The organism is Chryseobacterium tongliaonense, from assembly GCF_041224435.1.
Taxonomy (GTDB): domain Bacteria; phylum Bacteroidota; class Bacteroidia; order Flavobacteriales; family Weeksellaceae; genus Chryseobacterium; species Chryseobacterium tongliaoense.
Genome location: NZ_JBGFFD010000002.1, coordinates 229791 through 254279 on the forward strand (window position 1 = coordinate 229791; position 24489 = coordinate 254279).

14 protein-coding genes are annotated in these 24489 nt (G+C 41.0%); all 14 read right to left on the bottom strand.

All coding sequences use genetic code 11. The features are described from left to right. Positions 1 to 3: 3 nt before the first annotated feature. Complete coding sequence (locus tag AB8P06_RS05380) at positions 4 to 1908, bottom strand: DUF294 nucleotidyltransferase-like domain-containing protein (RefSeq protein ID WP_369838922.1); 1905 nt, start codon at positions 1906 to 1908, stop codon at positions 4 to 6. Further along, a complete protein-coding gene (locus AB8P06_RS05385; RefSeq protein ID WP_369838925.1) occupies positions 1908 to 2558 on the bottom strand; it encodes a 3'-5' exonuclease in 651 nt (216 codons plus the stop codon). Before AB8P06_RS05385 ends, AB8P06_RS05380 begins: the two co-directional genes overlap by 1 nt. A 105-nt stretch (positions 2559 to 2663) precedes the next feature. Next, entirely contained in the window at positions 2664 to 4391 is a 1728-nt protein-coding gene (locus AB8P06_RS05390) for a sodium:solute symporter family transporter (RefSeq protein ID WP_369838928.1), read from the bottom strand. A 3-nt stretch (positions 4392 to 4394) separates the two neighbouring features. Further along, positions 4395 to 5549, bottom strand: coding sequence for an aldose epimerase family protein (locus AB8P06_RS05395; RefSeq protein ID WP_369838931.1), 1155 nt, complete (start codon positions 5547 to 5549; stop codon positions 4395 to 4397). 24 nt (positions 5550 to 5573) lie between these two features. Then, positions 5574 to 7070, bottom strand: a complete 1497-nt coding sequence (gene araA / locus AB8P06_RS05400; protein ID WP_369838934.1) for an L-arabinose isomerase — start codon at positions 7068 to 7070, stop codon at positions 5574 to 5576. Between the two features lie 40 nt (positions 7071 to 7110). Continuing rightward, on the bottom strand, positions 7111 to 7809 hold the full coding sequence (locus tag AB8P06_RS05405; protein WP_369838937.1) for an L-ribulose-5-phosphate 4-epimerase: 699 nt from the start codon (positions 7807 to 7809) through the stop codon (positions 7111 to 7113). A gap of 35 nt (positions 7810 to 7844) precedes the next feature. Then, positions 7845 to 9545, bottom strand: a complete 1701-nt coding sequence (locus AB8P06_RS05410) for a ribulokinase (protein WP_369838940.1) — start codon at positions 9543 to 9545, stop codon at positions 7845 to 7847. Positions 9546 to 9682: 137 nt separating this feature from the next. After that, a complete protein-coding gene (locus AB8P06_RS05415; RefSeq protein WP_369838942.1) occupies positions 9683 to 11665 on the bottom strand; it encodes an alpha-L-arabinofuranosidase family protein in 1983 nt (660 codons plus the stop codon). A 14-nt stretch (positions 11666 to 11679) separates the two neighbouring features. Further along, positions 11680 to 14316: a glycoside hydrolase family 3 C-terminal domain-containing protein gene (locus AB8P06_RS05420; protein WP_369838945.1), complete on the bottom strand. Its 2637-nt coding sequence runs from the start codon at positions 14314 to 14316 to the stop codon at positions 11680 to 11682. A gap of 173 nt (positions 14317 to 14489) precedes the next feature. Beyond that, positions 14490 to 17228, bottom strand: a complete 2739-nt coding sequence (locus AB8P06_RS05425) for a T9SS type A sorting domain-containing protein (protein ID WP_369838948.1) — start codon at positions 17226 to 17228, stop codon at positions 14490 to 14492. Between the two features lie 145 nt (positions 17229 to 17373). Continuing rightward, positions 17374 to 19899 (bottom strand): glycosyl hydrolase 115 family protein, encoded by a 2526-nt coding sequence (locus AB8P06_RS05430; protein ID WP_369838951.1) that lies wholly within the window; start codon positions 19897 to 19899, stop codon positions 17374 to 17376. 17 nt (positions 19900 to 19916) lie between these two features. Further along, the gene (locus tag AB8P06_RS05435) at positions 19917 to 21137 is read right to left on the bottom strand and encodes an SGNH/GDSL hydrolase family protein (protein ID WP_369838954.1); all 1221 of its coding nucleotides are present in this window, start codon (positions 21135 to 21137) and stop codon (positions 19917 to 19919) included. Positions 21138 to 21164: 27 nt separating this feature from the next. Next, a complete protein-coding gene (locus AB8P06_RS05440; RefSeq protein WP_369838957.1) occupies positions 21165 to 23102 on the bottom strand; it encodes a glycoside hydrolase family 97 protein in 1938 nt (645 codons plus the stop codon). Then, entirely contained in the window at positions 23099 to 24481 is a 1383-nt protein-coding gene (locus AB8P06_RS05445; protein ID WP_369838960.1) for a glycoside hydrolase family 43 protein, read from the bottom strand. Before AB8P06_RS05445 ends, AB8P06_RS05440 begins: the two co-directional genes overlap by 4 nt. Positions 24482 to 24489 lie beyond the last annotated feature (8 nt).

The following is a 24489-nucleotide window of genomic DNA, read 5'->3' on the forward strand; positions in this document are numbered from 1 at the left end:
GCATTAAAAACTTCCGGTAAATTTCATTTTGATTCCCAGCTGGAAATTACCAATGGTCTTGAATATTTCCGTCAGAGTAACACGCTCTATTTTGGTAAGCCGGCTGATCTCAATATAATTATCCGGGCTTTTCTTTTCTATATTGATCTGCCTTGCCTGGTTTCTCAGTCTTAAGGACATCAGATAATAATAGGAATGATAAATTTCCTGATACTGTTCTTTTTTAAATACCCCTTTTTCTTCAAGCAGCTTCATTCTTTCGCCCGTATTTTCGCTGTCTAGCTGATGCTGTAGTGCATATACCCGAATCAGGTCTACAATGGGACTCATGGCTGTTTTAATGTCAAAAACTTCGGCCTTATCAATGGTCTGGGTCTTTATCTTTTTGAAAAACGTTAAAGGAGGTTCATATTGAAGTGCATTCTTTGCGATGAAGGTAAAAAATCTTTCGTTGGGTACAGCCAGTTTTTCTTTGATAAAATCTTTAAGCTCATCAATAATAGATTCTTCCCCGTAAATGGACCTGCAGTCGAAAAACGTAGAAAATTTCATGGCATCTTCAGGAACTGTTTCATTGATCCATTCTTCATAATTTCTCTTCCAGTGGGATAATGAATGGGTCCATTTCGGATTGCTTGCCATAAATTCTCCTTTACAGTATACAAATCCTATGGTATTCAGATCATCCGATACCTTTTTGGCAAAACTGAGAAAATATTCCCGAACCGTTTCTCTGTGTTCATTTGCCCTGTCTTCATATATAATGCCGTTATCCTGATCAGTACTCAGCGTCTGCTCTCTTCTTCCTTCACTTCCCGTCACCATGAAAACAAATTTTGCAGGCGGTTTTCCGATCTGCCGAATGACATTTTCAATTACTTTTACTGTAATGGTATCTGCAATGGTGGTAATTATTTTACTGGCTATTTCCCCATGAACGCCCCTTCCCAGCAGTTGGTTGATAATATCCGGCACCTGAAGCCATTTTCTGCGTAATTCATCGATACTCTGGGCCAGCTTTACCGACTGAATAAATACCAAAGGAGACTGAGCCTGCTCACTCAACAGGCGGTTTCTGCTGAGAAACCCCAGAATCTCCCCTTCTTTTTCGATCAGTAAATATCTTGTTTTTGTTTTGAACATCATCAGTATGGCTTCATACAGATAAGCATCGCTGGAAATGGCAACAATAGGGTTATCCATCACCTCACTAATGGGTGCCAATGGGTCTTTGCACTCTGCAATCACACGATCTCTCAGTGTAATATCCGTAACATATCCTACCATCTTTTTATTACTCTGATCCTTTATAAACAGGCAGCTTACTTTATTTTCAGCCATTATTTTCGCAGCTTCATAAATAGGTGTATTCTCTTCACATGAAACAATGCTTTTGTAGTCAATACCTTCTATCTTTCTGGAGTACAGCTGATCTGCCGCAAAGTAACTTTCCTCAAAGGAAGCGGGTGTTTTGACGAAATGGGAAAACTCTTCATCCAACATTCTTTTTCCAAATTCTGAAGTAAAGTAATGGAAGAAATCTTCATTGGAGCTGCATAATTCCATAAACTCCTTTTTAGGAAGCGTATAGACCACCGTTCCCTTTTTTGCTATCGCCGATTTTAATGCACGCACCCTGTTGAGCACTACGGAAATACCTCCGAAACAATAAGGTGAATGATGAATTTCAATGCATCTTTTATTTTCCGAAGAATCAAAGAAAAAGGTTTCATATTCACCCTGAACAATAATATCAACACCCTGCATTTCTGTAACTTCCTGCCGGTAAGCTAATGTTTCTTTATGAAATTTTTTTTTGAGCATGCATTCTGAAACCTCGGCTAATATACTTTCGGAGAGCAGGTCAAACGGCCTGGTATTTTTTAAAAGCTGTGTGGGATCCATCATTATATTGATATTATTTTCGAGGTTGGGAATTTTATCTTTTTAAAAACAGCCCAATGGATATCATTAAAATCTTTCTCTGAAATTTTAGCTTTGCGGTCTATTTCAAAAAAACATTTTGCCGTAATTTCAGCATCAATTAATGCATTGTGTGAATTTTCCATTGTTTCACCAAACAGGTGATTATAAAGCTGAGGCAAACGCATATACTCAATCCTCGGATTAAAAATATATTGTTTGCTTTTAAGCATTGTACAGTAAAAGAAGCTGTTTTTAAAAGGATTTTCCAGACCTGCCCTGAAGAGATCGGTACCTAAAACGTGGAGATCAAACTCGATAAAATGCCCGGTTATCAAAGGAGCATATTTCTGAATATCATCTATAAGTATTTTCAGCACATCTTTACGGGATTTTCCGTATATTTTCAGAAAGTCTCTGGTAATGCCGTGAACTTTCAGTGATCGCTCAGCAATTTCAAGGTCTTCTTCAAATACATAATGATTTTCTCTTTTGATTTCAGTTCCTTCAGCAGAACAGATGATCCATGAAATCTGCACTGCAGAGGGCCAGTTTCCTGTTTCGGAATAAGGTAAATCCCACCGCTTCGGTATATCGGTAGTTTCCGTATCAATAAAAAGGATATGCGAATTCACTTTTGTTTTGCTTAATTAAATGTAATCATAATCTCTGAAACTATATTCTTTACAAAAAGAAGCAGGATGCTTCACCGGCATCCTGCTTTAACTTTATGGCTAATTTTACCAGAATCTTACATATAATGCAGTTAATAACAGCAGCGTCATTACTATTAAAACCAGCGTTCTGGAATCTACTTTAAACATACTTTTATCGATTGCAAAGGCTTTCGGATTTACTTTCGGACCTGCAAGACTGATCAGTACCATCACAATAACTGTAATCACAAAAGACCAGCCCATATTGATAAGGAACGGAATTTCGGTGATCGTGTGAACTACTCCGTTTTCTAATTTCTCATAAGTAAATGCTGTGTACAGCCAGGTTTCTTTACCAAAAATACCTATGGCAAAACTGTTAAAGAAAATCGCCAGCACGAAGCCAAGGATTACTCCCACCAAAGCAGCAGTACCGGTTGTTCTCTTCCAGAACATTCCCAGCAGGAACATCGCGAAAACTCCGGGGCTGATAAAGCCTGTGTATTTCTGAATAAAAGTAAAGCCTCCTTCTCCTCCTATTCCAAGCACATCCGTCCAGGTAAAAGCCAATGCCACAATCATAGCAATAATGATCACCCACCGCCCGGTTCTTACCATCTGGATTTCGGTTGCATCTGTTTTTATGTATTTTTTATAAATATCCAATGTAAATATCGTGGAGATACTGTTTACTTTTCCGGCAAGGGAAGCTACGATAGCTGCCGTTAAAGCGGCTATTGCAAGCCCTTTAAGACCGGACGGTAAAAAGCCCAGTATAGCAGAATACGCGCCGTCTTTCACTCCATTGAATCCTTGTAGATGTCCTTTGGAATACAGCACATAGGCAGCAATCCCCGGAAGCATCACGATAATAGGCATGAAAAGCTTTAAAAATCCTGCAAACAAAATTCCTGTTCTTGCTGTTTTCAGATCTGCACCTAAAGCACGCTGAGTAATGTACTGGTTGCATCCCCAATAATTAAGGTTTACGATCCATTGTCCCGCAAAATACATGGCCAGACCGGGCAGGACAACATATTTCTGAACATTAAGATTCTCAGGCATTGCCAGTGTTGTGGTGGTTGTTTTAGGTTTTTCAAGCATCAGTTTGAAATGTTCGGGAGCCTCATTCATTAAGGTATTGAAACCGGCTAAGGCATTTCCTACCGCTGCCCCGTTTATTCTCTGGTCTACAATCTGCAAAGCCATATAAACGGTTGCAAAGCCTCCGATAATAAGTACGGCAACCTGTATCACATCGGTATATCCGATTACTTTCATTCCGCCAAGACCAATCAGCAAAGCCATCAGCAAAAGCACCACCATAATAATGTGAAGATGCTCACCTCCCAGCAATGTGTCAATAGCCAAAGCTCCAAGATAGAGGATTGATGTAAGGTTTACAATGACATATAAAAACAGCCAGAACACCGCCATAATCAGAGAGACCGATTTATTGTAACGGGTCTGCAGAAACTGGGGCATTGTATAAATCTTGTTCTTAAGATAGATCGGAATAAACCATACTGCGATAATAATAAGGGCAACAGCCGCAATCCATTCATAGGCTGCTACTGCTATTCCCACAAAAAAACCTTCTCCGCTCATCCCGATGAACTGCTCGGCTGAAATATTGGATGCAATTAAACTGGCACCGATTGCCCACCACGTAAGGGAACCTTCCGCAAGAAAATAATCCTTGCTTCCGGTAGATTCGGATTTTTTCTTTTTATAGATCCAAATCCCGTAAGAAGCTACGACTATAAAGTAAATAAGAAATATGACAATATCAATTGTTGCTAAGTCTCCCATAATTTATTTTTTAACTGAGAATTTATAAATAGTTTTAGTCTGGTATTTCTCCCCCGGTTTCAGCTCAGTCGATGGAAAAGAAGGCTGGTTGGGAGAATCCGGGTAATGCTGGGTTTCCAGACAGAAACCTGTTCTGACTGTATTTTTCCCACCTGTTTTTGTATCATATTTCCCATCAAGAAAATTTCCTGAATAGAATTGTACGCCCGGCTGATCGGAAATGACTTCCATTTCTCTTCCTGATGCCGGATGGTATACTTTTGCGATGGTTCGCAATCCTTTTCCATTCAGTATCCAGTTGTGATCATATCCTTTCCCTTTTTTAAGCTGGTCGTCATCCGCATTGATGTCTTTTCCTATTGTCTTTGAAACCGTAAAATCAAAAGGAGTGTTTTTCACATCCTTTTCTTCGCCGGTAGGAATGAGCGTTTCATTGACAGGTAAGAATTTATTCGCATCTATCTGTAATTCATGATCTGTAACGGGCTGTGTAAAATTCCCGGAAAGGTTAAAATAAGAATGCTGGGTCAGATTGACAACCGTTGCTTTATCCGAGATGGCTTCATATGAGATTTCCAGGGCATTATCATCCGTAAGGGTATATAAAACCGTCGTAGTCAGTTTTCCCGGAAATCCTTCTTCTCCGTCTGCACTTGTGTAGATAAGCTTCAGTGTTGGGAATTTGGCATCTTTTACCAGTTCAGCAGCCCAGACCTTGGTATGAAAGCCTTGTTTGCCTCCATGAAGACTATTCGGGCCGTCATTTTTATCAATGGAGTAAGTCTTCCCATCAAGAATAAATTTTGCATTGGCAATCCTGTTTCCGTATCTTCCGATCAATGCACCGAAATAATAAGGATTTCCGTTGAAATAATCTTCGGGTTTGGTAAAGCCCAAAACCACATCATTATATTTGCCGTCTTTGTCCGGAGCGGTTAAAGAAGTAATGATACCGCCATAGTTGATCACTTCAACCTTCATTCCGTTTTTATTTGTTAAGGTGTATTTTTTTATAGAATCTCCTATTGCTGTAACTCCATATTCTGAGACTGTATTTTCCATTTTTTTCGAATGATTCTGATTAGCATTTTCTTTATTGCAGCCGAAAATACATAAAACAAGTAAAATAATAACCAAATTATATTTTGTTTTTTTCATAATTAATTAGATTTTTTTACATAATTAGCGATAATATATTTCGTTCCAGCGAAGTGTGTTCTTAAAATCACGGATTTTTGTATTCTCATCAATAACCAGGGATTCAATGCCTGCCATTTCAGCAAAATCTTCCAGCTGATCTACCGTGAGATTTTCACTGTAACAGGTATGGTGCGCACCTCCTGCCAAAATCCAGGCTTCTGCGGCCGTATAAAGATCCGGAAGCGGTTTCCAAAGCACTCTCGCAACAGGAAGCTTTGGCAGTTCTTCAGTTATTTCAAGGGATTTTGTTTTGTTAATAAGGAGCCTGAAATGATTTCCGAAGTCCATGAGTGCAGCTACCAGTGAATCTGCATTTCCTCTTGAATTAAAAACCAGGCGAACGGGATCTGCTTTTCCGCCAATTCCCAACGGATGAATTTCGCAAGACGGTTTTCCTACAGCTAAAACAGGATCTACTTCCAGCATATGAGAGCCTAAAATGGATGGGTTGGACGGATCTAAATGATAGGTATAGTCTTCCATAAAAGCATTTCCGCCGGTGAGCCCCTGTCCCATTGTTTTCATGGCACGTACGAGGGCTGCCGTTTTCCAGTCGCCTTCTCCTGCAAATCCGTATCCTTTCTGCATCAGGCGCTGAACAGCAATTCCGGGCAGCTGTTCCATGCCGTGAAGATCTTCAAAGGTATCTGAAAAACCTTTAAATCCTCCGTCTTTTAAAAATTTCTCTAATCCCAGTTCTATTCTGGCCGCTATTTCCAGTGATTTTCTGTCAGATCCTCCGGCAAGAAGCGATTCCGCCATATGGTATGAAGATTCATACTCTTCTATCAGTGTTTTTACTTCACCGTTACCGATGGAATTAATCACTCCCACCAGATCTCCGATTCCCCATGTATTTACAGAAAACCCGAATCTGGTTTCAGCTTCCACTTTATCGCCATCCGTAACGGCTACAAATCTCATATTATCTCCGAAACGCGCAAACTTTGCACCCTGCCAGTCGTCCCAGCCCGCAGCCACACGGCTCCAGTCACCAATCTGCTTTTGAACCCTTTCTTCAGACCAATGTCCTACCACCACTTTTCTGCTTTTACGAAGCCTGCTTACCATGAAACCGTATTCCCGGTCTCCGTGGGCGGCCTGGTTCAGATTCATGAAATCCATATCCATCGTAGACCATGGAATATCCCTGTTGTACTGGGTGTGCAGATGTAAAAGCGGTTTTTGTAAAGCTTTCAGGCCTCTGATCCACATTTTGGCAGGTGAAAAAGTATGCATCCATGTGACAACGCCTATACAGTTTTCTGCATGGTTGGCTGCCGTAAGGGTTTCAAATATTTCTTCCGTTGTTTTTACCGTAGGTTTAAGAATAACTTTTACGGGAATGAAAGAAGACTTCTCAAAAGCTTCTACTATTTTCCCTGAATGCTCTGCAACCTGAGCCAGAGTTTCAGGTCCGTATAAATGCTGGCTTCCGGTGATAAACCAGATTTCTTTCGTATTGAGATTTGTTAACATTATTTTTTAGAGGTTAGTTTTATTATTCTTTTTTGATTGACTATTGCCCGTAGTAGGCATTTTCCCCGTGTTTGCGTTCGTAATGCTTTTTAATAAGGGCATCTTTTAGTCGCGGTACATCAGGGTTGATCTGTCTGGTAAGATAGGCCATCTCTGCAATGGTTTCCAGGACTTTACTGTTATACACTGCTTTCTCTGCATTTTTCCCCCATGTAAAAGGGCCATGGTTACCGATAAGAACCATTTCCACTTCATCCGGTGAAAGGTTTTTATCTTTGAAACAGTCTAAAATCTGGATTCCGGTATTGTGTTCATAGTTTCCTGCAATCAGATCATCCCGCATTGGCGCTGCGCAGGGAATGTCGGAAGTAAGATGGTCTGCATGGGTTGTTCCGAAAATCGGGATATCCATCTGCGCCTGTGCCCAGGCTACGGAATAAATGGCATGAGTATGGGAAATCCCGCCGATATTTTCCCAGTTTTTATAGAGATAAGCATGTGTTTTGGTATCGGATGAAGGTCTTAGTTTACCTTCAATCACTCGGGCATCATAATCCAGGATGACCATGTCTTCAGGCTTCAGCTCTGCATAAGGCACTCCGCTTGGCTTTATGGCAAAAATCCCTTTTTCCCGATCGACAGCACTTACGTTTCCAAAAGTATAGACTACAAGCTGTAAGGCATTGAGCTGCATATTGGCTTCATAACATTCTCTCTGGAGTTCTTTATAGGTATTCATTAGCTTAAAAATTAAGGGTTCAGAAAAAGAAAAGGTTAATAATTCTGTAGTTCTTTTCTTCTGTTTTTAGAGGCACTGTTTGTCTCCATGAAATCTGCAAGTCGTTGGTAGTGTTCCATCAGCTCTTTATATTTCAGGACAGTTTCCTGTTGTGGATGATATTCAGCTTCGAAGGTTGATCCCATCTTCTGGCTGGCTTCCTGAACGGTTGGATAAATTCCCGCCGCAACCGCCGCATAAATTGCAGCTCCCAGGGCCGGAGCCTGATCTGAAGCTGCGACACTGATCGGCATATCAAGAACATTCGCCAGGGTCTGCATGATAAAGGGTGATTTTCTGGCTACACCTCCGATACCGATTACTTTATTGATTTTAATTCCTTCTTCTTCAAAACGGTCTACTATTTTTTTAGCTCCGAAGCAAATGGCATTCACTAATGCTTTAAAAATATGAGGTGCTTTTGTTCCAAGGGAAATATGGCTGATCGCAGCTTTAAGTTCCTGATCTGCATCAGGTGTTCTTCTTCCGTTGATCCAGTCCAGGGCAACGGGCACCGTTTCGGAAAGCGGAATTTTTTCTGCTTCTGCTGTGAGGCTTTTAATTAAATCATTTTCAATTTCTTCTTTCAGCTGTTTTTTCTGGTTTTCATCGATTACAGAGGAATTCATTAAAATATGATGAACGGGCCAGATAAGAATATCTTTGTACCATGCCAGAAGATCTCCGAACGCCGACTGTCCTGCTTCCAGGCCTGTTAATCCCGGAATTACAGATCCGTCTACCTGTCCGCAGATGCCTTTTACGGTCCTTTCACCGATGACATCGTTTGGAGCTACCATAATATCGCAGGTGGAAGTTCCCATAATCCGGATGAGCGTGTTTTCTTCTACCTTTGCCCCAACAGCTCCGGAATGGGCATCAAAAGTCCCTACAGCAATTACGGTTTTAGTTGTTAAGCCTAGTTTTTCCGCCCACTCTTTGTTCAAATGACCGGCATTTTCATCTGAAGTATAGGTTTTTTCAAATAGCCTTTCACGAAGATCACCCAAAGAAGGATCAAGCCTGTTAAGGAATTCTGTCGAAGGCAGCCCGTCCCAGCTTTCATGCCACATCGCTTTATGACCTGCTGCACAACGGCTTCTCTTAAATTTTTTCAGGTCCGGCTGATCTGAAAGGAGAAAAGTCATATAATCGCAGTGTTCCATCCAGCTATAGGCTGAATTTTTCACTTTTTCATCTATTCTATTAATGTGAAGGATTTTTGCCCAAAACCATTCGGATGAGTAAATTCCCCCTTCAAATCTTGTATAATCTTCGCCGCCCCAGGTTCTTGCCAGAGTGTTGATCTCTTCTGCTTCTCTGATAGAGGTATGGTCTTTCCATAAAACAAGCATTGCATTCGGGTTTTCCTCAAATCCCGGAGTCAATGACAATGCAATTCCATCTTTATTCACAGGAATCGGGGAAGAGCCTGTGGTATCAATACAGATGCTGACGATATCTTCGGGGGCTACTCCACTTTCTTTTACTACGCCGGAAATTGTTTTTTCCAGCCCTTCGATGTGATCTGAGGGATGCTGACGGAACCGGTTTTCTTCCGGCCTGCAGAATTTCCCTTCTTTCCATCGGGAATAATAGTGGACAGATGTTGCCTGCTCTGCTCCGTTTTCCGTATCAATCAGGACCGCCCGTACGGAATCTGTACCGTAGTCCAATCCGATAACATATTTTTTCATTAGGAATGGTAAATTAAATTGTAAACAAAATTTATATTTCTCTTCATCAGAGATTAAAACAAATATAAGATTCTAAATTAAATAAATGTAAAAAATACACTTAATTTTATTATTAATTGATTATCAGTATTTTAAATTCAATTCAGCTTTAAAATAACCAAAGAATTACCGGGAATATCAACTGAAAGTCTTCCATTTTTCACTGTTGAGGTATTTTCTTCAGGTCTTACGGGCTCTTCGTTAAAATTATTTTCACTGGAAAGCTTTGGTGCTGTCAGGATAATTCTGGTAAGCCGGTTTCCATATTTTATATTTTTCGGATTGATGATAACGGACCTGTTTTGCGTTCCGGTATTTACAATTTTGATGATGACTTCGTTATTCCGGGCATTTTTAACAGCAGTTGCATACAATTTATCTTGCCCTGTCACTGCTTTTCCGTTATTTTTGATCGTCAGTAAATCTGTTCCTTTATTATTGGAGAATAATTTCTGAACGTAATAACTTGGGGTTGCATAGGATTCAAGATTATTAAACCAGATAAGATCCGGTGTCCACTGCCATCCTTCTGCATGGGCGAAAAGCGGAGCATAGGAAGTCATATGCACCAGATCGGCATTTCTTTCCAGTCCCGTCATAAAAGCAGCTTCAGAAAGTGCCGATTCCCAGTTGTTTTTATTATCCGGGCTTACAACTTTTACGGACTGTACGGCATATTCACCTGCAAAAACTTTAGGCCCGTTTCTGTCGTATTGATCATACCTTGCAGCATTTTCCTGAAACCATTTTGCAGAATTGTAATAATGTTCGTCCACCATCTGTGCCTTCAGTTTTTTGAGTTCTTTCCATCCGTAATCGAAAAACTCTCCGTCCGGAGACGGTCCGCTTCCTGAAATGATGATCATTCCGGGATATTTATCATGAATTGCTTTTTCAAAAACCTTGTATCTTTCTATATAATCTTCTCCCCACTGCTCGTTTCCGACGCCGATATATTTCAGGTTAAAAGGTTTCGGATGTCCTATTTCCGAGCGGAGCTTCCCCCATTTTGTAGTGGTATCTCCGTTTGCAAATTCAATTAAATCCAATGCATCCTGTACATACGGATTCAGATCTTCCAGATGCACAAGCTCACCGGTATTGAACTGGCATGCCATTCCACAGCTGAGAATGGGTAACGGTTCGGCTCCCAAATCTTCGGAAAGCTGAAAATATTCGTAGAAACCCAGCCCGAAAGACTGATAATAATCCGGAGCCGGACGGTGCGGAAAGCCTGAGCTCCATTTATTGATTAAATATTCTCTGTCGGCAACATTCCCAACTGTTTTTTTCCATTGATATCTTTCGGCAAGGGTTCTTCCTTCTACAATGCATCCGCCGGGGAATCTTAAAAAACCGGGCTGAAGATCATACAGCTTCTGAACAAGATCTTTGCGCAGGCCTCCTTTTCTGCTCTTCCATGTGTCTTGCGGAAAGAGTGAGACCATATCCAGATTAACGGTTCCGTTTCCTGAAAAAGTAAGCTGCAGTTTGGCCTTTTCTACAGTTTCAGAAGAAATCAATACGGTAGAATAATGCTGCCAGCCTTTTCCCTTTATAATAACGGAAACCGTGGAAACAACTGTTCCTTTCTCATCCACCAGACTTGCATTCACTGTAGAAATATTTCCTGAAACATTTTCCAGATCAAAACTGAAATCATATTGGGCATTCTTATGAAGCCCGATTCCTTTGAATCCTTCGTTCTGCAAAAGATATTTATGACTGTTACTGACTGTTACCCGTGCATAGTTCCTGTTGGTTTTGGATTTGTCTGAAAAGATGGTCATAAAGCCTGAATCCAGATTCTGAGAAAGCGTTTGTGTATTAGGTTGCTTCCATCCTGTAAACGGTTCATCAAACTCGAAGCTCCTGTTCTTGATGAGCTCGGCATATATTCCGCCATCTGCAGCCTGATTGATATCTTCGAAGAAAATACCATACATCGTCGGCTGGATTTTTATTCCGGTATTGCTGCCGTCTAAATCAAGCCTGTAGGCAGATCCGGAAGACTGGGCATAAAACAGCACATTCATCAGGCAAAAGGCAGCAGTGTAGATTTTATTTTTTAAGGTGATCATGGTATTAGCGTTTATTATCTGACTTGTATTTCAATTTTTTTAAGTGACCGGTCTGCTGAACTTCCTCCATACAGAATCGTATAATTACCGGACTTTGAAATCAGGTCGTCTGCTTTTTCGTCATAAAATTTAAATGAATCCGGGGAGAGGATCAGATCTACATTTTTTGACTGTTTTGATTTAATGAAAACTCTTTCAAAAGCTCTCAATGTTTTTACAGGAGCCGATGCATCATTATTTCTCTTCACATACACCTGTACGACTTCTTCACCATCTCTTCCGGAAGTATTGGTAACAGGAATAGAAATGGTTATATTTTCGTTGGAGCTGATTGTATTTTTATTCAGTTTTCCCATCCCATAGCTGAATGCAGAGTAACTCAAACCATAGCCAAATGAATAAAGCGGACTTTCGGTCATATAGCGATAGGTTCTTCCCTGCATGTCATAATTTTCGAATCCCTGATGCCTGCCTGTTTTTGAAAGGGCATTATCCAGCTGTTCAAGATTTTTGTAAAACGTAACCGGCAACCGGCCTGAAGGATTGTAATCCCCGAACAGAACGTCTGCCACTGCAGTTCCGCCTGATTGTCCTCCGTACCATGCATTGAGCAGCGCATCATAGTTTTTTTCGTCTTGTTCCAGGCCGAGGGCGCTTCCGGTACAAAGAACAAAAACAACAGGTTTTCCGGTTTTTCTTAATTCGGCAAGCAGATCACGCTGAATCTTGGGAAGGTCAATCGATGTTTTATCACCTCCTTTGAAGCCTTCTGCATTTACGAGCATCTCCTCCCCTTCAAAGCTTGGTGAAAGCCCGCCGGCGAAAACAATGACATCTGCATCTTTTATTTTCTCTTTTACGGCTGTAAAGTTTACAGGATCTTTCCGGAAGACTTCGAAACCTATGTTTACATATTTACCTTTCTGGCTGTGGCGAAGTTCAATGCGGTATTCTTTTCCGTTTTCAAGCTGTACGGGGAATTCTGAAGGATGTCTTGCATCAGGGCCTTTTCGTGCTAAAACTTCTTTTCCGTCGATAAAAAGCGTGTAGCCATCTGATGCCATTGCAGAGAATATGACTTCCCCGGAATAGCTGCTTTTAAAGATCCCGGAAATTCTTGCGGAGGTATTTTCTCTTCCAACCCCCGGCGCGAGCTGTGTACCACCGAAACTGTTGTAATTAATTCCTGTTCTGTTAACTGAAGTATTGACCGGAGTTCCTTTAAAGTCGGGATTGTTGAAAAATTCCACTTTCATTCCCTTTTCTCCTTTTTCCTGGCTCAGAAAGTTCTGATAAAGGGAGGTCCGGGCAGAAGAATCTGCAATTTCACAGCCTTTTTCATATATGATTTCTGCATTTGGAATTTTTGCTTTAATCCCATCCAGAATGGTAACAATTGAAGAAGGGGTTCCGTTATAATTTCCCAGCTGCATGATCCCGTCGTTCGCATTGGGTCCCACTACTGCAATTTTTTTGATATTCTTATTTAAAGGCAATATATTTTTATCATTCTTCATCAGCACGATAGATTTTTGGGCCATTTTTAAGGCCTGCTGCTTATGTTTTTCAGAATCTACCACTGAGTAAGGTATAGCATTCCAGGGTACGGAAGATTTGGGATCAAGCATTCCCAGCTCAATCCACCCTTTTAAAATCCTTCGCATGGAAGCATCGATGTCTTTTTCTGTAATGAGTCCGGCTGCAAGAGATTTATTGAGATTATTATAAACATCCCCGCATTCCAAATCCGTTGAATGCTTTAATGCATCAGCTGCTGTCGTTTTTTCATCGGGATGGGTTCCGTGGTATTTTTTCTGAAAAAAATCGGCCAGTGCCCAGCAATCAGAAACAATCATACCGTCATAGCCCCATTTTCCGCGAAGTATATCGGTAACCAGAAAGTCGTTGGCACAACAGGGCTGACCGTCAAAAGCATTGTAAGCGCACATCACTTCCCGCACATTGCCTTCCTGTACCAATGCTTTGAAAGCAGGAAGATAGGTTTCGTAAAGATCTTTTTTGGAGATTTCAGCATTATATGAATGGCGGTTCCATTCCGGACCGCTGTGTACGGCAAAATGTTTGGCACAGGCATGGGTTTTGAAGAATTCAGGATCATTGCCTTGCAATCCTTTTACTGCGGCTACTCCGAGCATGGAAGTAAGATAGGGATCTTCGCCATAGGTTTCCTGGCCTCTTCCCCATCTCGGATCACGGAAAATATTGATATTGGGAGTCCAGAATGTGAGTCCTTCATACCGTCCGGTTTTGCCGGCTTCATCAAAAGATTTATTATACTTGGCACGGGCTTCGTCGGAAATCATTTCAAAGGTTTTGAGATGTTCAGGGACGTCCCAGGTCGCGGCTAAACCTATTGCCTGAGGAAAAACTGTAGCCACACCTGCTCTGGCCACGCCATGAAGTGCTTCATTCCACCAGCCGTAAGCCGGAATGCCGAGCCGGGGCACCGCTTTGGAATTGTCCATCATCATTCCTATTTTCTCATCTACGGTTAATAATCCAAGAAGATTTTCTATCCTTTTCTCAACAGGAAGTTTAGGATTTTGGAAGGGGTATTTGTAAGTGTTCTGTGCAAAAGCTGAAGAAACAGCGCTCATTACTATGCAAATACCTAATCTGATTTTTTTCATAAGATCATTTCTTTGATTGTGGTTATCTTTATAAGTGAACCCAAAAACAAATATAGAATTCTATTTTATAATAAATGTGAATAATACACTTATTTTTTAATTACAAATCTTACATTTAAGAACAAAGCCATCCACCAGTGTGTATGATGGCTTTGAATTATTGATAATTAATTTTACTGCTTTACCAATTTTTGCAACAGCACCTTGGTATCCGGTTGTACAACTTTTATGAAATATACTCCTGAAGGAAGATCTCCAATGTAAATCTGGTTTTTCCCGGAATTTAGCTTTATGTCTGTTTTCACCAGACCTTCTCTTGTGTCAAGAATGGATGCTGTTCCCCCAGCCATTTCCAACTCAATGAAAAGATCATTTTTTGCAGGGTTCGGATATATTTTGATTTCTTCTTTAATGACCGGACTGCTTTTTGTGGCCAATACGGCAAAATTTAAAGGAAGAAGATTAGACGAATAGGCATTTTCTTCTCCAAGATATGCTCTGAAAGGACGAATATCAGGTTCATTTCCGGCGGTCACTTTATAAAATCCGGTAACGCCGTTTTCCGTTTTTAAAATATAGCCGTTCGCAGGAACTTTGATGGTGTGATATACCCCATTCATCTGATTAACGGTGATTGCCTTGGGTGTAGAAACATTTCCTGTTCCCTGGAAAGTAATGTTTCCTGAAGCATTAATCAGCACCGGTGTATTGGCAGGAATAATTCCGTTAGTAATTGCTGTACACGATATACCACTGGTACCAGGTGACATCAGATAAGCGCTCACCGCAGATGGTATATTTGCCTCAAAAGGCAGCAACAGAACATCATAACCATTGAACGTACGACTGTAAGATGCAGCGTTTGCAGTGAAATTAAAAGGAACCTGGAAATCTTTCCCCTGATCGGTAAGCTTAAGGCTGTTACATGAATTCCCTGAAATAACATTTATATTGCTATTACTTACATTTGCATTGACATAAAAAATACTGTTAGTGTTTGCCGCACTGCTGATCCAACTGTCTGCTGAAGTGATTCCTGTAACATCTCCGAAATCAACTGAAGTATAATACTCATTTTCTAAAGCGTCCGTAAGGTTGCTGTCCGTCTGTGAATAGGCTGCAGCAAATTTTGAAGCTCTTTCGTTTCCTACATTAAAATAAACATCTCCCAGGTTTAGGGTGAGAATGGAACTGTAATTTCCGTTTCTAAGCCCTATGATGCCTTTACACCCGTATGGAAGAACCGATCTTGAAATATCAAATACGAGATTGAAACTCCCTGATCCCGGTGAAGGTAATGCTATACTTCCATAGTTATAAGATCTCACCGTTCCATTACTGTCTACATAATACAGGGTGGTATTGGAGGAGGTCTGCAGATTGGACGTGGTATAGCTCAGCACATTTAAAATCAATCTGTTATATCGGTCATTAAGATTCAGGAATCCGTTGTTCGCATCTGTATTGGAGCTTATCAGCGGAGTGGAATTATAAAATGTAACGGTTTTCCCGGTAAGCTGGTAATTAACCCCAAATGCTGAATTGGTCGGGGTCTGTGTCTCTATTTTATTGTAATGAATATCACTTCCTGTCATCATCGAAACGGGTCTGTCCCCACTTTTATTGAAAACGAAAGTCATCACACTTGAAGGGCTCACCTGCACATTCGGCCTGAAATTCGGTGTAGTGAACGAAAATGGTGAGACAACCATATTCTGGGATTGTGATGTAATGGTCTTTGTTCCGGAGGTGGTGAAGAACGGCAGGTCAACTTTAAGATCATAGGTATTGGAAGATGAATTGATCACCACAAGGGTAATCTGGTTACCGTCCTGTGAAATGTATGACGATCCTTCCAGTGTTCCGCCGGTAACTTCCCATTTGCTGTCTATCCTGGTTTTACCGGTTGTGTTTTTAGCATACTGGGACAAGATATACCCTCTTTTGGTTATTTCTCCGGAGACTGTTCCGTATGAGCCATCGCCCATCAGACCATAATATCTTTTTGATGCATAATGAATCCAGGCATTTACATTTCCCAGCAATGCATTGTTTACATTTTTAGCAAAAGTGAAGGCATCTATATTCCAGCTAAAATCGCGTGGAGTCTGATTGCTGTTCCAGTTGATCAGATATTCTGTCTGCCATATTTCTTTGTTATAATTCTGAAACTGTTTGTAAACGGACTGCATGGTACCGTACTGGTGGCCTCCGTACACCTCGAAGTTGGCCATTACCGCAGGATCCAGAAATGCGCTGGAAAAATTATCTGTAAAACCTACACTTTCCGGAGCAATCACCTTACAGTTGATGAGGTGGCCATAATCTTTTACAAAGGTGGCAATCTGGGCCGGAGACCATATGCATCCCTGATACTGGGCCATTTCATCGGGCTCGTTTTGTATGGATATATAGTCTAAAGTCACTCCATTATTAGCAAGATAGGTAACAAAGCTATTGAGATATAATGCATAATCCTGATAATTTTCCGGTTTCAGATAGCCAATTTGCTGTACCCCGTTTGAATCGGTATAGACGGCATTGACATGGTTGTTGGTTTTCCATGCGGCCGGCATTGTCCACGGACTGGCAAAAATAGTCAGGCCCATTGATTTTGCCAGTTGTGCCGTAGCCAGAACGGTATTCCAGCTGCTGCTCTGCTCCGGAATATACAGGCGCATAATATTATACCCTGCTTCACTGTTTGCACCCCACAGCTTCTGGATTTCCGTAGTTGTCATGTGATTGTAAGCAAATTGCGGACTGCAGACAAAACCGCCAAAGCCCGTCACTTTCTGATATGCAATATTTTTATCAATTTTTACTTTTGCCGGCACACCCTGTGCATTCAGATGTGTTGATATTGCTATACCTGTAATCCATACAAGTATAAGCCTGAAGATTTTTTCCATAATAATAATTTGTTTAATTGTGATATACTGTAAGTTCAATGAATCTATTTAATGATTAAGGCTATAATCAATATTCCAGGTCTTATTTGAGAAACCCTTCTCCATTCCACTTTTCAATCATCAATTTCAACATGTATCACCTTCATTATTTACCTGAATAATCACTTTGGGGTGCACCCAGATAGCTTGTTCTGAGGCCTCCGGTATCAATAAGTATTTTTTCTAAGACAATTCCCGGCTCCAGGACTCTGAACCGTAAAGTATGTTTTCCCTTTTGCGAGATCTGATGTTTGGTAACAGATCTGATGATGTGCTCCGACTGCCATTTTCCGAGTTCTCCGCGATAATGTCCGTTAAAGTTGACGGTCTGTGGTTTTTCTCCGTCAAAAGAAATCTCGTAACAAAGTCCTTTGTTATGGTTAAAATTTAAAGTTGGAGCCAAAAGAAGCTGAACTTCAAATTCACCTCTGGATTCAAAATCAATATCGTATTCCAGCCAGATATTCTCATTGGCTGCAGGGTAAGCATTTTGCGGGAAAGTAGTGACACCGGATTTTGTTTTTCCAAAATCAGGGATCACTTCCCAATGAATCCGGTCCGAATGGCTAAACCTGGCAAAATTTTCTGCTTCTATGGAAACATAGCCGTCCTTTTCTGTAAAAACTTTTTCTTTCGGGACATTTTCTTTTGAAACATAGGTTACTTCAGGCATTATATTTTCTTTTCCATCTGCCCAGCTTTTGTATCCAATTTTCATTTGATCCATCATATGCTTCCATTTTCCGCCGGCGATCACATTATTGTACTGATTATCCAGATAAGCGTTTCTTTCAAAACATGCCTTCACTTTATCTGCGTAGAAATTGGCATCCGGATCTTTTTTCGCAGCCAGTTCTCTGTTTTTTGCCACCGCATAGTACATTTCGTATAAATTGCTGCAGGCATCAATCGGGTACAGAACCAATTGATAATAAGCATCCTGATATTCGGCAGGAATCTGTTCTTTTAACCGTAAAGCTTCTACTGCCAATGCCCTGTAATCATTTAAAACCGTTTCAAATTCATGATAATTTTCAAGACTGTACGTTTTGCTGTCAAGGGTTTCAGGCGTTACTCTTCTGTTGTATTTGGCATAAAGATTAATCATCCCCGCAATTTCTTTGGTGTGTTTTTCTCCAAACTGCTGAGTAGACCACTTTTCAGTATATTCCAAAAGGTTTTTAGCGTTAAACTGCTTTGGATTCCAAGCCATTTCCAGAAAAAAGCTGATTGGAAACTCCATGGGTTTTAAATCTCCCACATTCACTACCCAAAGCTTATCTACCTTATGTTCATAAGAAAGATTCATCTGTTCCCAGACTCTCTGGATGGGACTGATATTGATCCATTTGGAATTTCTCGGGCCGCCTACATAATCGAAGTGATAATACATTCCATAGCCTCCTTTATGCAAAGGCTTTGAAAGGTCCGGAAGCTTTCTTACATTTCCCCAGTTATCATCACAAAACAGCAGGATCACATCATCCGGAACCCGCATTCCTTTATCATAATAGTCCTGAACTTCTTTATACAATGCCCATACCTGGGGTGTTTTCTCCGCTTTTTTACCTGTAACATCTGCAATAATTTTACGCTGGTCCTTTACAATTTTCTCCAGCAGGGAAATATTGGTTCCCTCGCCCATCGCTTCATCACCGTCACCCCGCATTCCAACGGTAACCAGCTTTTCCCAGTTTTTACTGCGTTCAATTCCTGCCTTCCAGAATTCCTGGAGAACTTTCGGATTTTTTGAATAGTCCCATATATTCGGAAGGTTATTTTTTTTGATATAGCGATGCCAGTCAGTCTGTGCCATAGCCATTGGCTCGTGGTGAGACGTTCCCATGACAATTCCCATCTCATCAGCTAAAGGTCCGCTCAAAGGATCATCATCATAAAAAGCTTTTCCCCACATCGCAGGCCATATGTAATTCCCTTTTAGACGGAGGATAAGTTCAAATACTTTCTCGTAGAATTTACTATTTATTCCGCCAAATGTAGCTCTTGCCCAACCTCCGAGTGAAGGCTCCTCATCATTAAGGAAAATACCACGGTATTCTACTGCAGGCTCACCATCGGTATACATTCCTTTTTTAAAATATAAATTTTCTTTTACTGGAATCGGAACATCTGCCCAGTAATACCATGGTGAAACGCCGATCTGCTGAGACATTTCATAAATCCCGTAAATGGTTCCCCTTTTATCGCTTCCTGCAATCACAATCGCTTCAGTAACTCCCGGAAAAGGATTACTGACATTCTGAATGATATATTTTTCCCTTTTTCCTGCCAGTGCTTTTCCATCCAGTTTTTTTTGTCTGATTAAACCATCAATGGTCTTGCTTTTACCTGCTTCACCAATAATGATGATCATTCCGTTCATTCCAGAGTTTTGGGAAACCAGATTAGGCTGAACACCGGTTACTTTTTGAAAATCGGATTGAAGATTTGCAACAGCACGCAGAATTCCTTTGTCCGAATCGCTGTCTGAAAACAGCATCAAACCTGAATTACGCTCTTTCAATACCACCGAATTTTCTGTCTTGGCAAAAGAAATAAAAGGTTCGGCTGCTTTTACAAAAAATATAAATAGCAATGTAAGAAACAACGAAATGTTTTTTGTAAAATCCATACTATATCTTTTTGATTTTAATTTTTAAATAAATTCAGATCAACAAATTCTCCCATTCTCCTGTAACCGGCTTCATTGGGATGAAGAAAATCATGATCGTGCATATCGTTTAAGATGACCTCCGGATTTTCACTTTGCATCTGTTTTGCAAAATCGATGACGGCATCAAACTTCCCGCCGTTCCTGATCCAGTCGTTTACTTTTTTCCAGGCCTCGATACGGAAAGGTTTGTCGTAAAAAGACTTCGCGAAAGGAAGAATCGTTGCTCCGTACACTTTGATTCCGTTAGCATGTGCCTTATCGATCATCACCTGATAAGCGGCAATCAGCTCTTCTGTTCTTTTAGAAGCCTCATCAGTATCTCTTGTTCCTCCCAGATCATTCACTCCCTCCAAAATAATAAGCCATTTTACACCCTGCTGATTGAGAATGTTATAATCGAAACGGGCTAATGCTGTAGGTCCTAAACCACCGCGCACCACACAATTCCCACCGATCCCGAAATTAAGGACACTTACATTCCGGGTAGAAGGATTCGCCAATAACCGCTGCGAAAAAATATCCGGCCAGCGATTTTGTCTGTTGGTACCCGATCCTCTTCCGTCGGTAATGGAATTTCCCAAGATTGCAACCGCATATGAAGGTTCATCGGTCTTTACATCAATGTTAAAAAGCGAATACCAATGATCTGTTTTTACAGGATTTTTAAATACTGCAGCACTCGTCTGTTCACCTTGAACAATAAAAGATGTTGTTCTTGACCCTGGATGCCCGGTGACAGATGGGCTTACTTTTGCATAGGAAATTGTAATGGCCAGCAGCGAATTAGACTTCAGATTAAAGTTCACCTCATCAGAATAAATATCAGATCCGGGAGCAATTTTAAAATTGTTTTTCTTCTCAAACGTTAATGATCTGATGGTGGCTGCATCCACATTGCAGCTATCGGACGGCACGGCAATAGAAACCGCTTTTACCGCCAGACTATCTATGGAATATTTGTTGGAAAAACGTAACCGTAATTTTTTCCCACCCACAGATACACGGACAATCTGACGCAGAGTATTCCCCGAAAGCCCCGGTTCCGGCGGAAGGTTTTTAGGTACCACCAATTGGGGAGCTGTTGCCCAGGTAGTGAGCCACTGGTCCTTGGAAGACTTCTTTTCCAGACTTCGTGAGGAAGAGCAGGAAACCAAAAATCCCGAAATGATAAAGATATATAAGCTTTTGAAGCGCATTTTTTCTGTTTTTCGTTTTATCAATCTTTAATTTCTTACTACAAATCCTCCGTTCGGCTGAATTTCAATAATAAAATCACCTTTTGCATTCACTTTCACTTCTTTTTCTGAGGAAATTCCCTGAACATCATCATTAATTAATCTAACTGTTTTCCCGGCGAACATCCGAAGTTTTATTTTCAGTTTTTGGGATCGTTTTTCAGCATTTACACCAGCCACATACCATTGATTCTGATGTCTTCTCGCAACCACTACATATTTTCCGGGATAGCCGTCTATGAAAATTGTTTCATCCCAAAGTGTCGGAACTTCTTTCATAAAGCTGAGTTGAAATTCCGGTGCATCAGTCAGGTTATTCGGCATTACGGCAAACATCTGAACCGGATTCTGAAACAATACCGCTGTAGCAAGCTGAAAGCCGTCCGTGGTATATCTTTTATTTTTATTCCTGTTGGATTCCGTTAAATATTTATTGAGGAAAGTGCCGCCAAATTCCATACTTCCCACCGTATTTCTGATGAAAGGATGTAGTGTGGCAAAAAAAGCTTCCTGCTTACGTACATCTTCCGAAAAATAAAGCATTTCTGAGGCAAGAACGGCTTCGCTTCCTGCATAATTAGGATACATTATTTCCCAGCCTCTTGGTACAGTGGCTCCGTGAAAAATAATGGTTAATCCATAGTCGTTGGCATCCGACAGAATATCTTCGTAAAGACGCATGGTTTCCTGTTTGTCTCCGCCGAAGAAATCCACTTTCAGTCCTTTTACGCCTGATTCTTTCAGCCATTTCATTTCTTTTTTACGCTCAACGGATGAGCTCATTTTATTTCTTGGTCCCATAGGTGCATCATTGGCTGCCCCGTTGGAATTATACCAAAGCAATACTCCTACATTTTTTGATTTTGCATACTGAATAAGCTCTTTCATGCGGTCTTTGCCTATATTTTTATCCCAAAGCGCATCAATAAGAATAAACTGATATTTCAAAGTCGCAGCAAGATCTATGAATTTCACCTGATCATCATAGTTCATGCTTTTATCCTGCCAAAGAATCCAGCTCCATGTAGATTTTCCGAACTGATAATCCTGTGACGGCTCATACATCGGATCTACCACATCAAAAGGAATGGTTGTTTCTACCACAGGTTTCAGAGAGCTGCCCACTGTAATTGTTCTCCACGGCGTTTTTCCGGGAAGTGAAATTGCTGCTCCGGTACTTCCGAAACCATCATTTTCGGCGGTATTCGGATATGCTACTTTATAAAGACTTTTTTCTGCAGTGGTTTCAAGATGGGAAGCACAATACGTACTGTTCACTCCTGTCTCGGAAAGTAATACCCAACCTTCATCTCCAATATGGAACAGACCAGGGAAAACATAGCCGTACTCAGATGATATTCCCAGTTCAGCATCGGCTTTATAGCCGCTTTCATAACTTGGTGCGGTGCGGGCAAACCCGGTCATGGGTTTCATCATGGGTGAAAGAAAAGTAGTCGCCTGTAACGGGAACCTGTAACCGGTAGCTTCTGACTGTACAACAGCACTCAGCCGTTCTTTCATGGGTGGAATATTGTATCGGAAAGCAATATTGCTGTTGCTTACCCGGAATTCAACACCTATTTGATGTTGGTCTGCATTGATGAAATTAACGGTTAAAGTATTTGCTTTATAATTAACCTCAGATTTTTTGATTTTTGCGTTCGTGTATTTCTTAGAAACCACATCTTTTTGGCTGTCGATAAATTTCAGATTCTTTGAAAAATCGGATTCATTGGTTACCAGGCCCAGCGGGGATTTTTCAAGCATTATTTTTCCCTGAAGAATCACATCATACAAGGCTTTTCCATCTTCTGAAAAAACATGAAGTTTCAGCTGTCCGTCAGGACTTGAAATTTCCGCTACCTGTGCAAAGCTTTTGCTTATTAGAAACAGGCTGAATACGATATATAAAATTGTTTTTCTCATTGTTCATTATTTTCAAGAAAGGTCCAGTAATCGAAGTACATAATATCTGTTGAGGCTTTTCCATTGAATACAAAATACAGATCATGAACACCGGTAATCTTTTCAGCAATCTGCACTTTTACTGTTTCCCAGCGGTCATCTCCGCCAGTCAGCGGAACCTTTACCGTTGCGGCAACCGGGCCGTTCACAGCATCCAAATGGATGGTCATTGTTACGTCACTGTTATGGGTGGTTCCTACTCTTGCAGAGAAAGCACCGGCTCCTTTTTTTCCGAAGTCTACATTCTTCACGCTGGTATAAGCGTCATTTTTTTTTGCTTTGATGAAAACACCAGCCTCTTTATTCTGATAAGATTTGACATTCTCAGACCATGCAATCATTTCAGCTTGGTTGAACGAATAAGGATTAACTGTTGCAATAGCTTTTGTAATTCCGCCAGTCATTTTAAACGGTGAAATGGAGCCGTCTTTATTGAATGTAAGTTCTTCCAGACTTACCGATCTTGTAAACCCGCTTCCGCCCGGCAATGCGCCATTGTGATAAAAGAAATAGGTTTTCCCCCGGAAATCAATAACGCCGGGATGATTGGTGAAAGATTTCCCTTCCGCAGGCATGATAATTCCGCCGTATTTCCAAGGTCCCTGCGCCGTTTTAGCGGTTGAATATCCTATAAATTCGGGTAGCGGGCCTCCGGGCCAGAACAGGTAATACAGATTTTTTCTTTTGTACAGCCACGGACCTTCCTCGTATTTTGTTGGTCTTTCCGGATTAGGTTTTCCATCTCTTTTGCCAAATGATTCTTCGTTCATTGGTACTTCTACAATATTACCGGAATAGGAAATCATATCTTCATTCAATTTTACGTATTTAAGCTTTGGGTTTCCCCAGTACATATGTGCCTCACCGTCATCACCCACAAAAACCGTGGGATCGATATCCCCCCATTCGCTCTGAACGAGTGGCTTTCCCAGCGGGTCATGAAACGGACCGAAAGGACTGTCACCCACCGCAACACCGATAGCGCCTTTGTTATTGGTTTTTGACCACATCGGAACATATATAAAAAACTTTCCATTTCTTTCTACGCATTGTGCAGCCCAGGCGTCACGTTTTGCCCACTCGAAATCTTTATACGAGAGAACTGTTCCGTGGTCTGTCCAGTTGACCATATCATTGGTGGAATATACTTTCCAATCATTCATGGTAAACCAGGTGGAATCGTCTTCATCATGTGTGGTATATACGTATAGCCTGTCATTATAAACCATCGGTGCAGGGTCTGCTGTATAATTGGTCTGAATAACAGGGTTCTGAGCTGATAAGCTTTCTGAAAAACCCATCAAAAAAAGACCTAATATATATTGTATCGTATTTTTCATAGTCAGTT

Bases quoted from the DNA above. Each gene is read 5' to 3' on its own strand.
- AB8P06_RS05425 (WP_369838948.1), bottom strand. From the start codon at position 17,228: ATGGAAAAAATCTTCAGGCTTATACTTGTATGGATTACAGGTATAGCA.
- AB8P06_RS05435 (WP_369838954.1), bottom strand. From the start codon at position 21,137: ATGCGCTTCAAAAGCTTATATATCTTTATCATTTCGGGATTTTTGGTT.
- AB8P06_RS05440 (WP_369838957.1), bottom strand. From the start codon at position 23,102: ATGAGAAAAACAATTTTATATATCGTATTCAGCCTGTTTCTAATAAGC.
- AB8P06_RS05405 (WP_369838937.1), bottom strand. From the start codon at position 7,809: ATGAATACCTATAAAGAACTCCAGAGAGAATGTTATGAAGCCAATATG.
- AB8P06_RS05415 (WP_369838942.1), bottom strand. From the start codon at position 11,665: ATGATCACCTTAAAAAATAAAATCTACACTGCTGCCTTTTGCCTGATG.
- AB8P06_RS05380 (WP_369838922.1), bottom strand. From the start codon at position 1,908: ATGATGGATCCCACACAGCTTTTAAAAAATACCAGGCCGTTTGACCTG.
- AB8P06_RS05420 (WP_369838945.1), bottom strand. From the start codon at position 14,316: ATGAAAAAAATCAGATTAGGTATTTGCATAGTAATGAGCGCTGTTTCT.
- araA (WP_369838934.1), bottom strand. From the start codon at position 7,070: ATGTTAACAAATCTCAATACGAAAGAAATCTGGTTTATCACCGGAAGC.
- AB8P06_RS05395 (WP_369838931.1), bottom strand. From the start codon at position 5,549: ATGAAAAAAACAAAATATAATTTGGTTATTATTTTACTTGTTTTATGT.
- AB8P06_RS05390 (WP_369838928.1), bottom strand. From the start codon at position 4,391: ATGGGAGACTTAGCAACAATTGATATTGTCATATTTCTTATTTACTTT.
- AB8P06_RS05445 (WP_369838960.1), bottom strand. From the start codon at position 24,481: ATGAAAAATACGATACAATATATATTAGGTCTTTTTTTGATGGGTTTT.
- AB8P06_RS05410 (WP_369838940.1), bottom strand. From the start codon at position 9,545: ATGAAAAAATATGTTATCGGATTGGACTACGGTACAGATTCCGTACGG.
- AB8P06_RS05430 (WP_369838951.1), bottom strand. From the start codon at position 19,899: ATGGATTTTACAAAAAACATTTCGTTGTTTCTTACATTGCTATTTATA.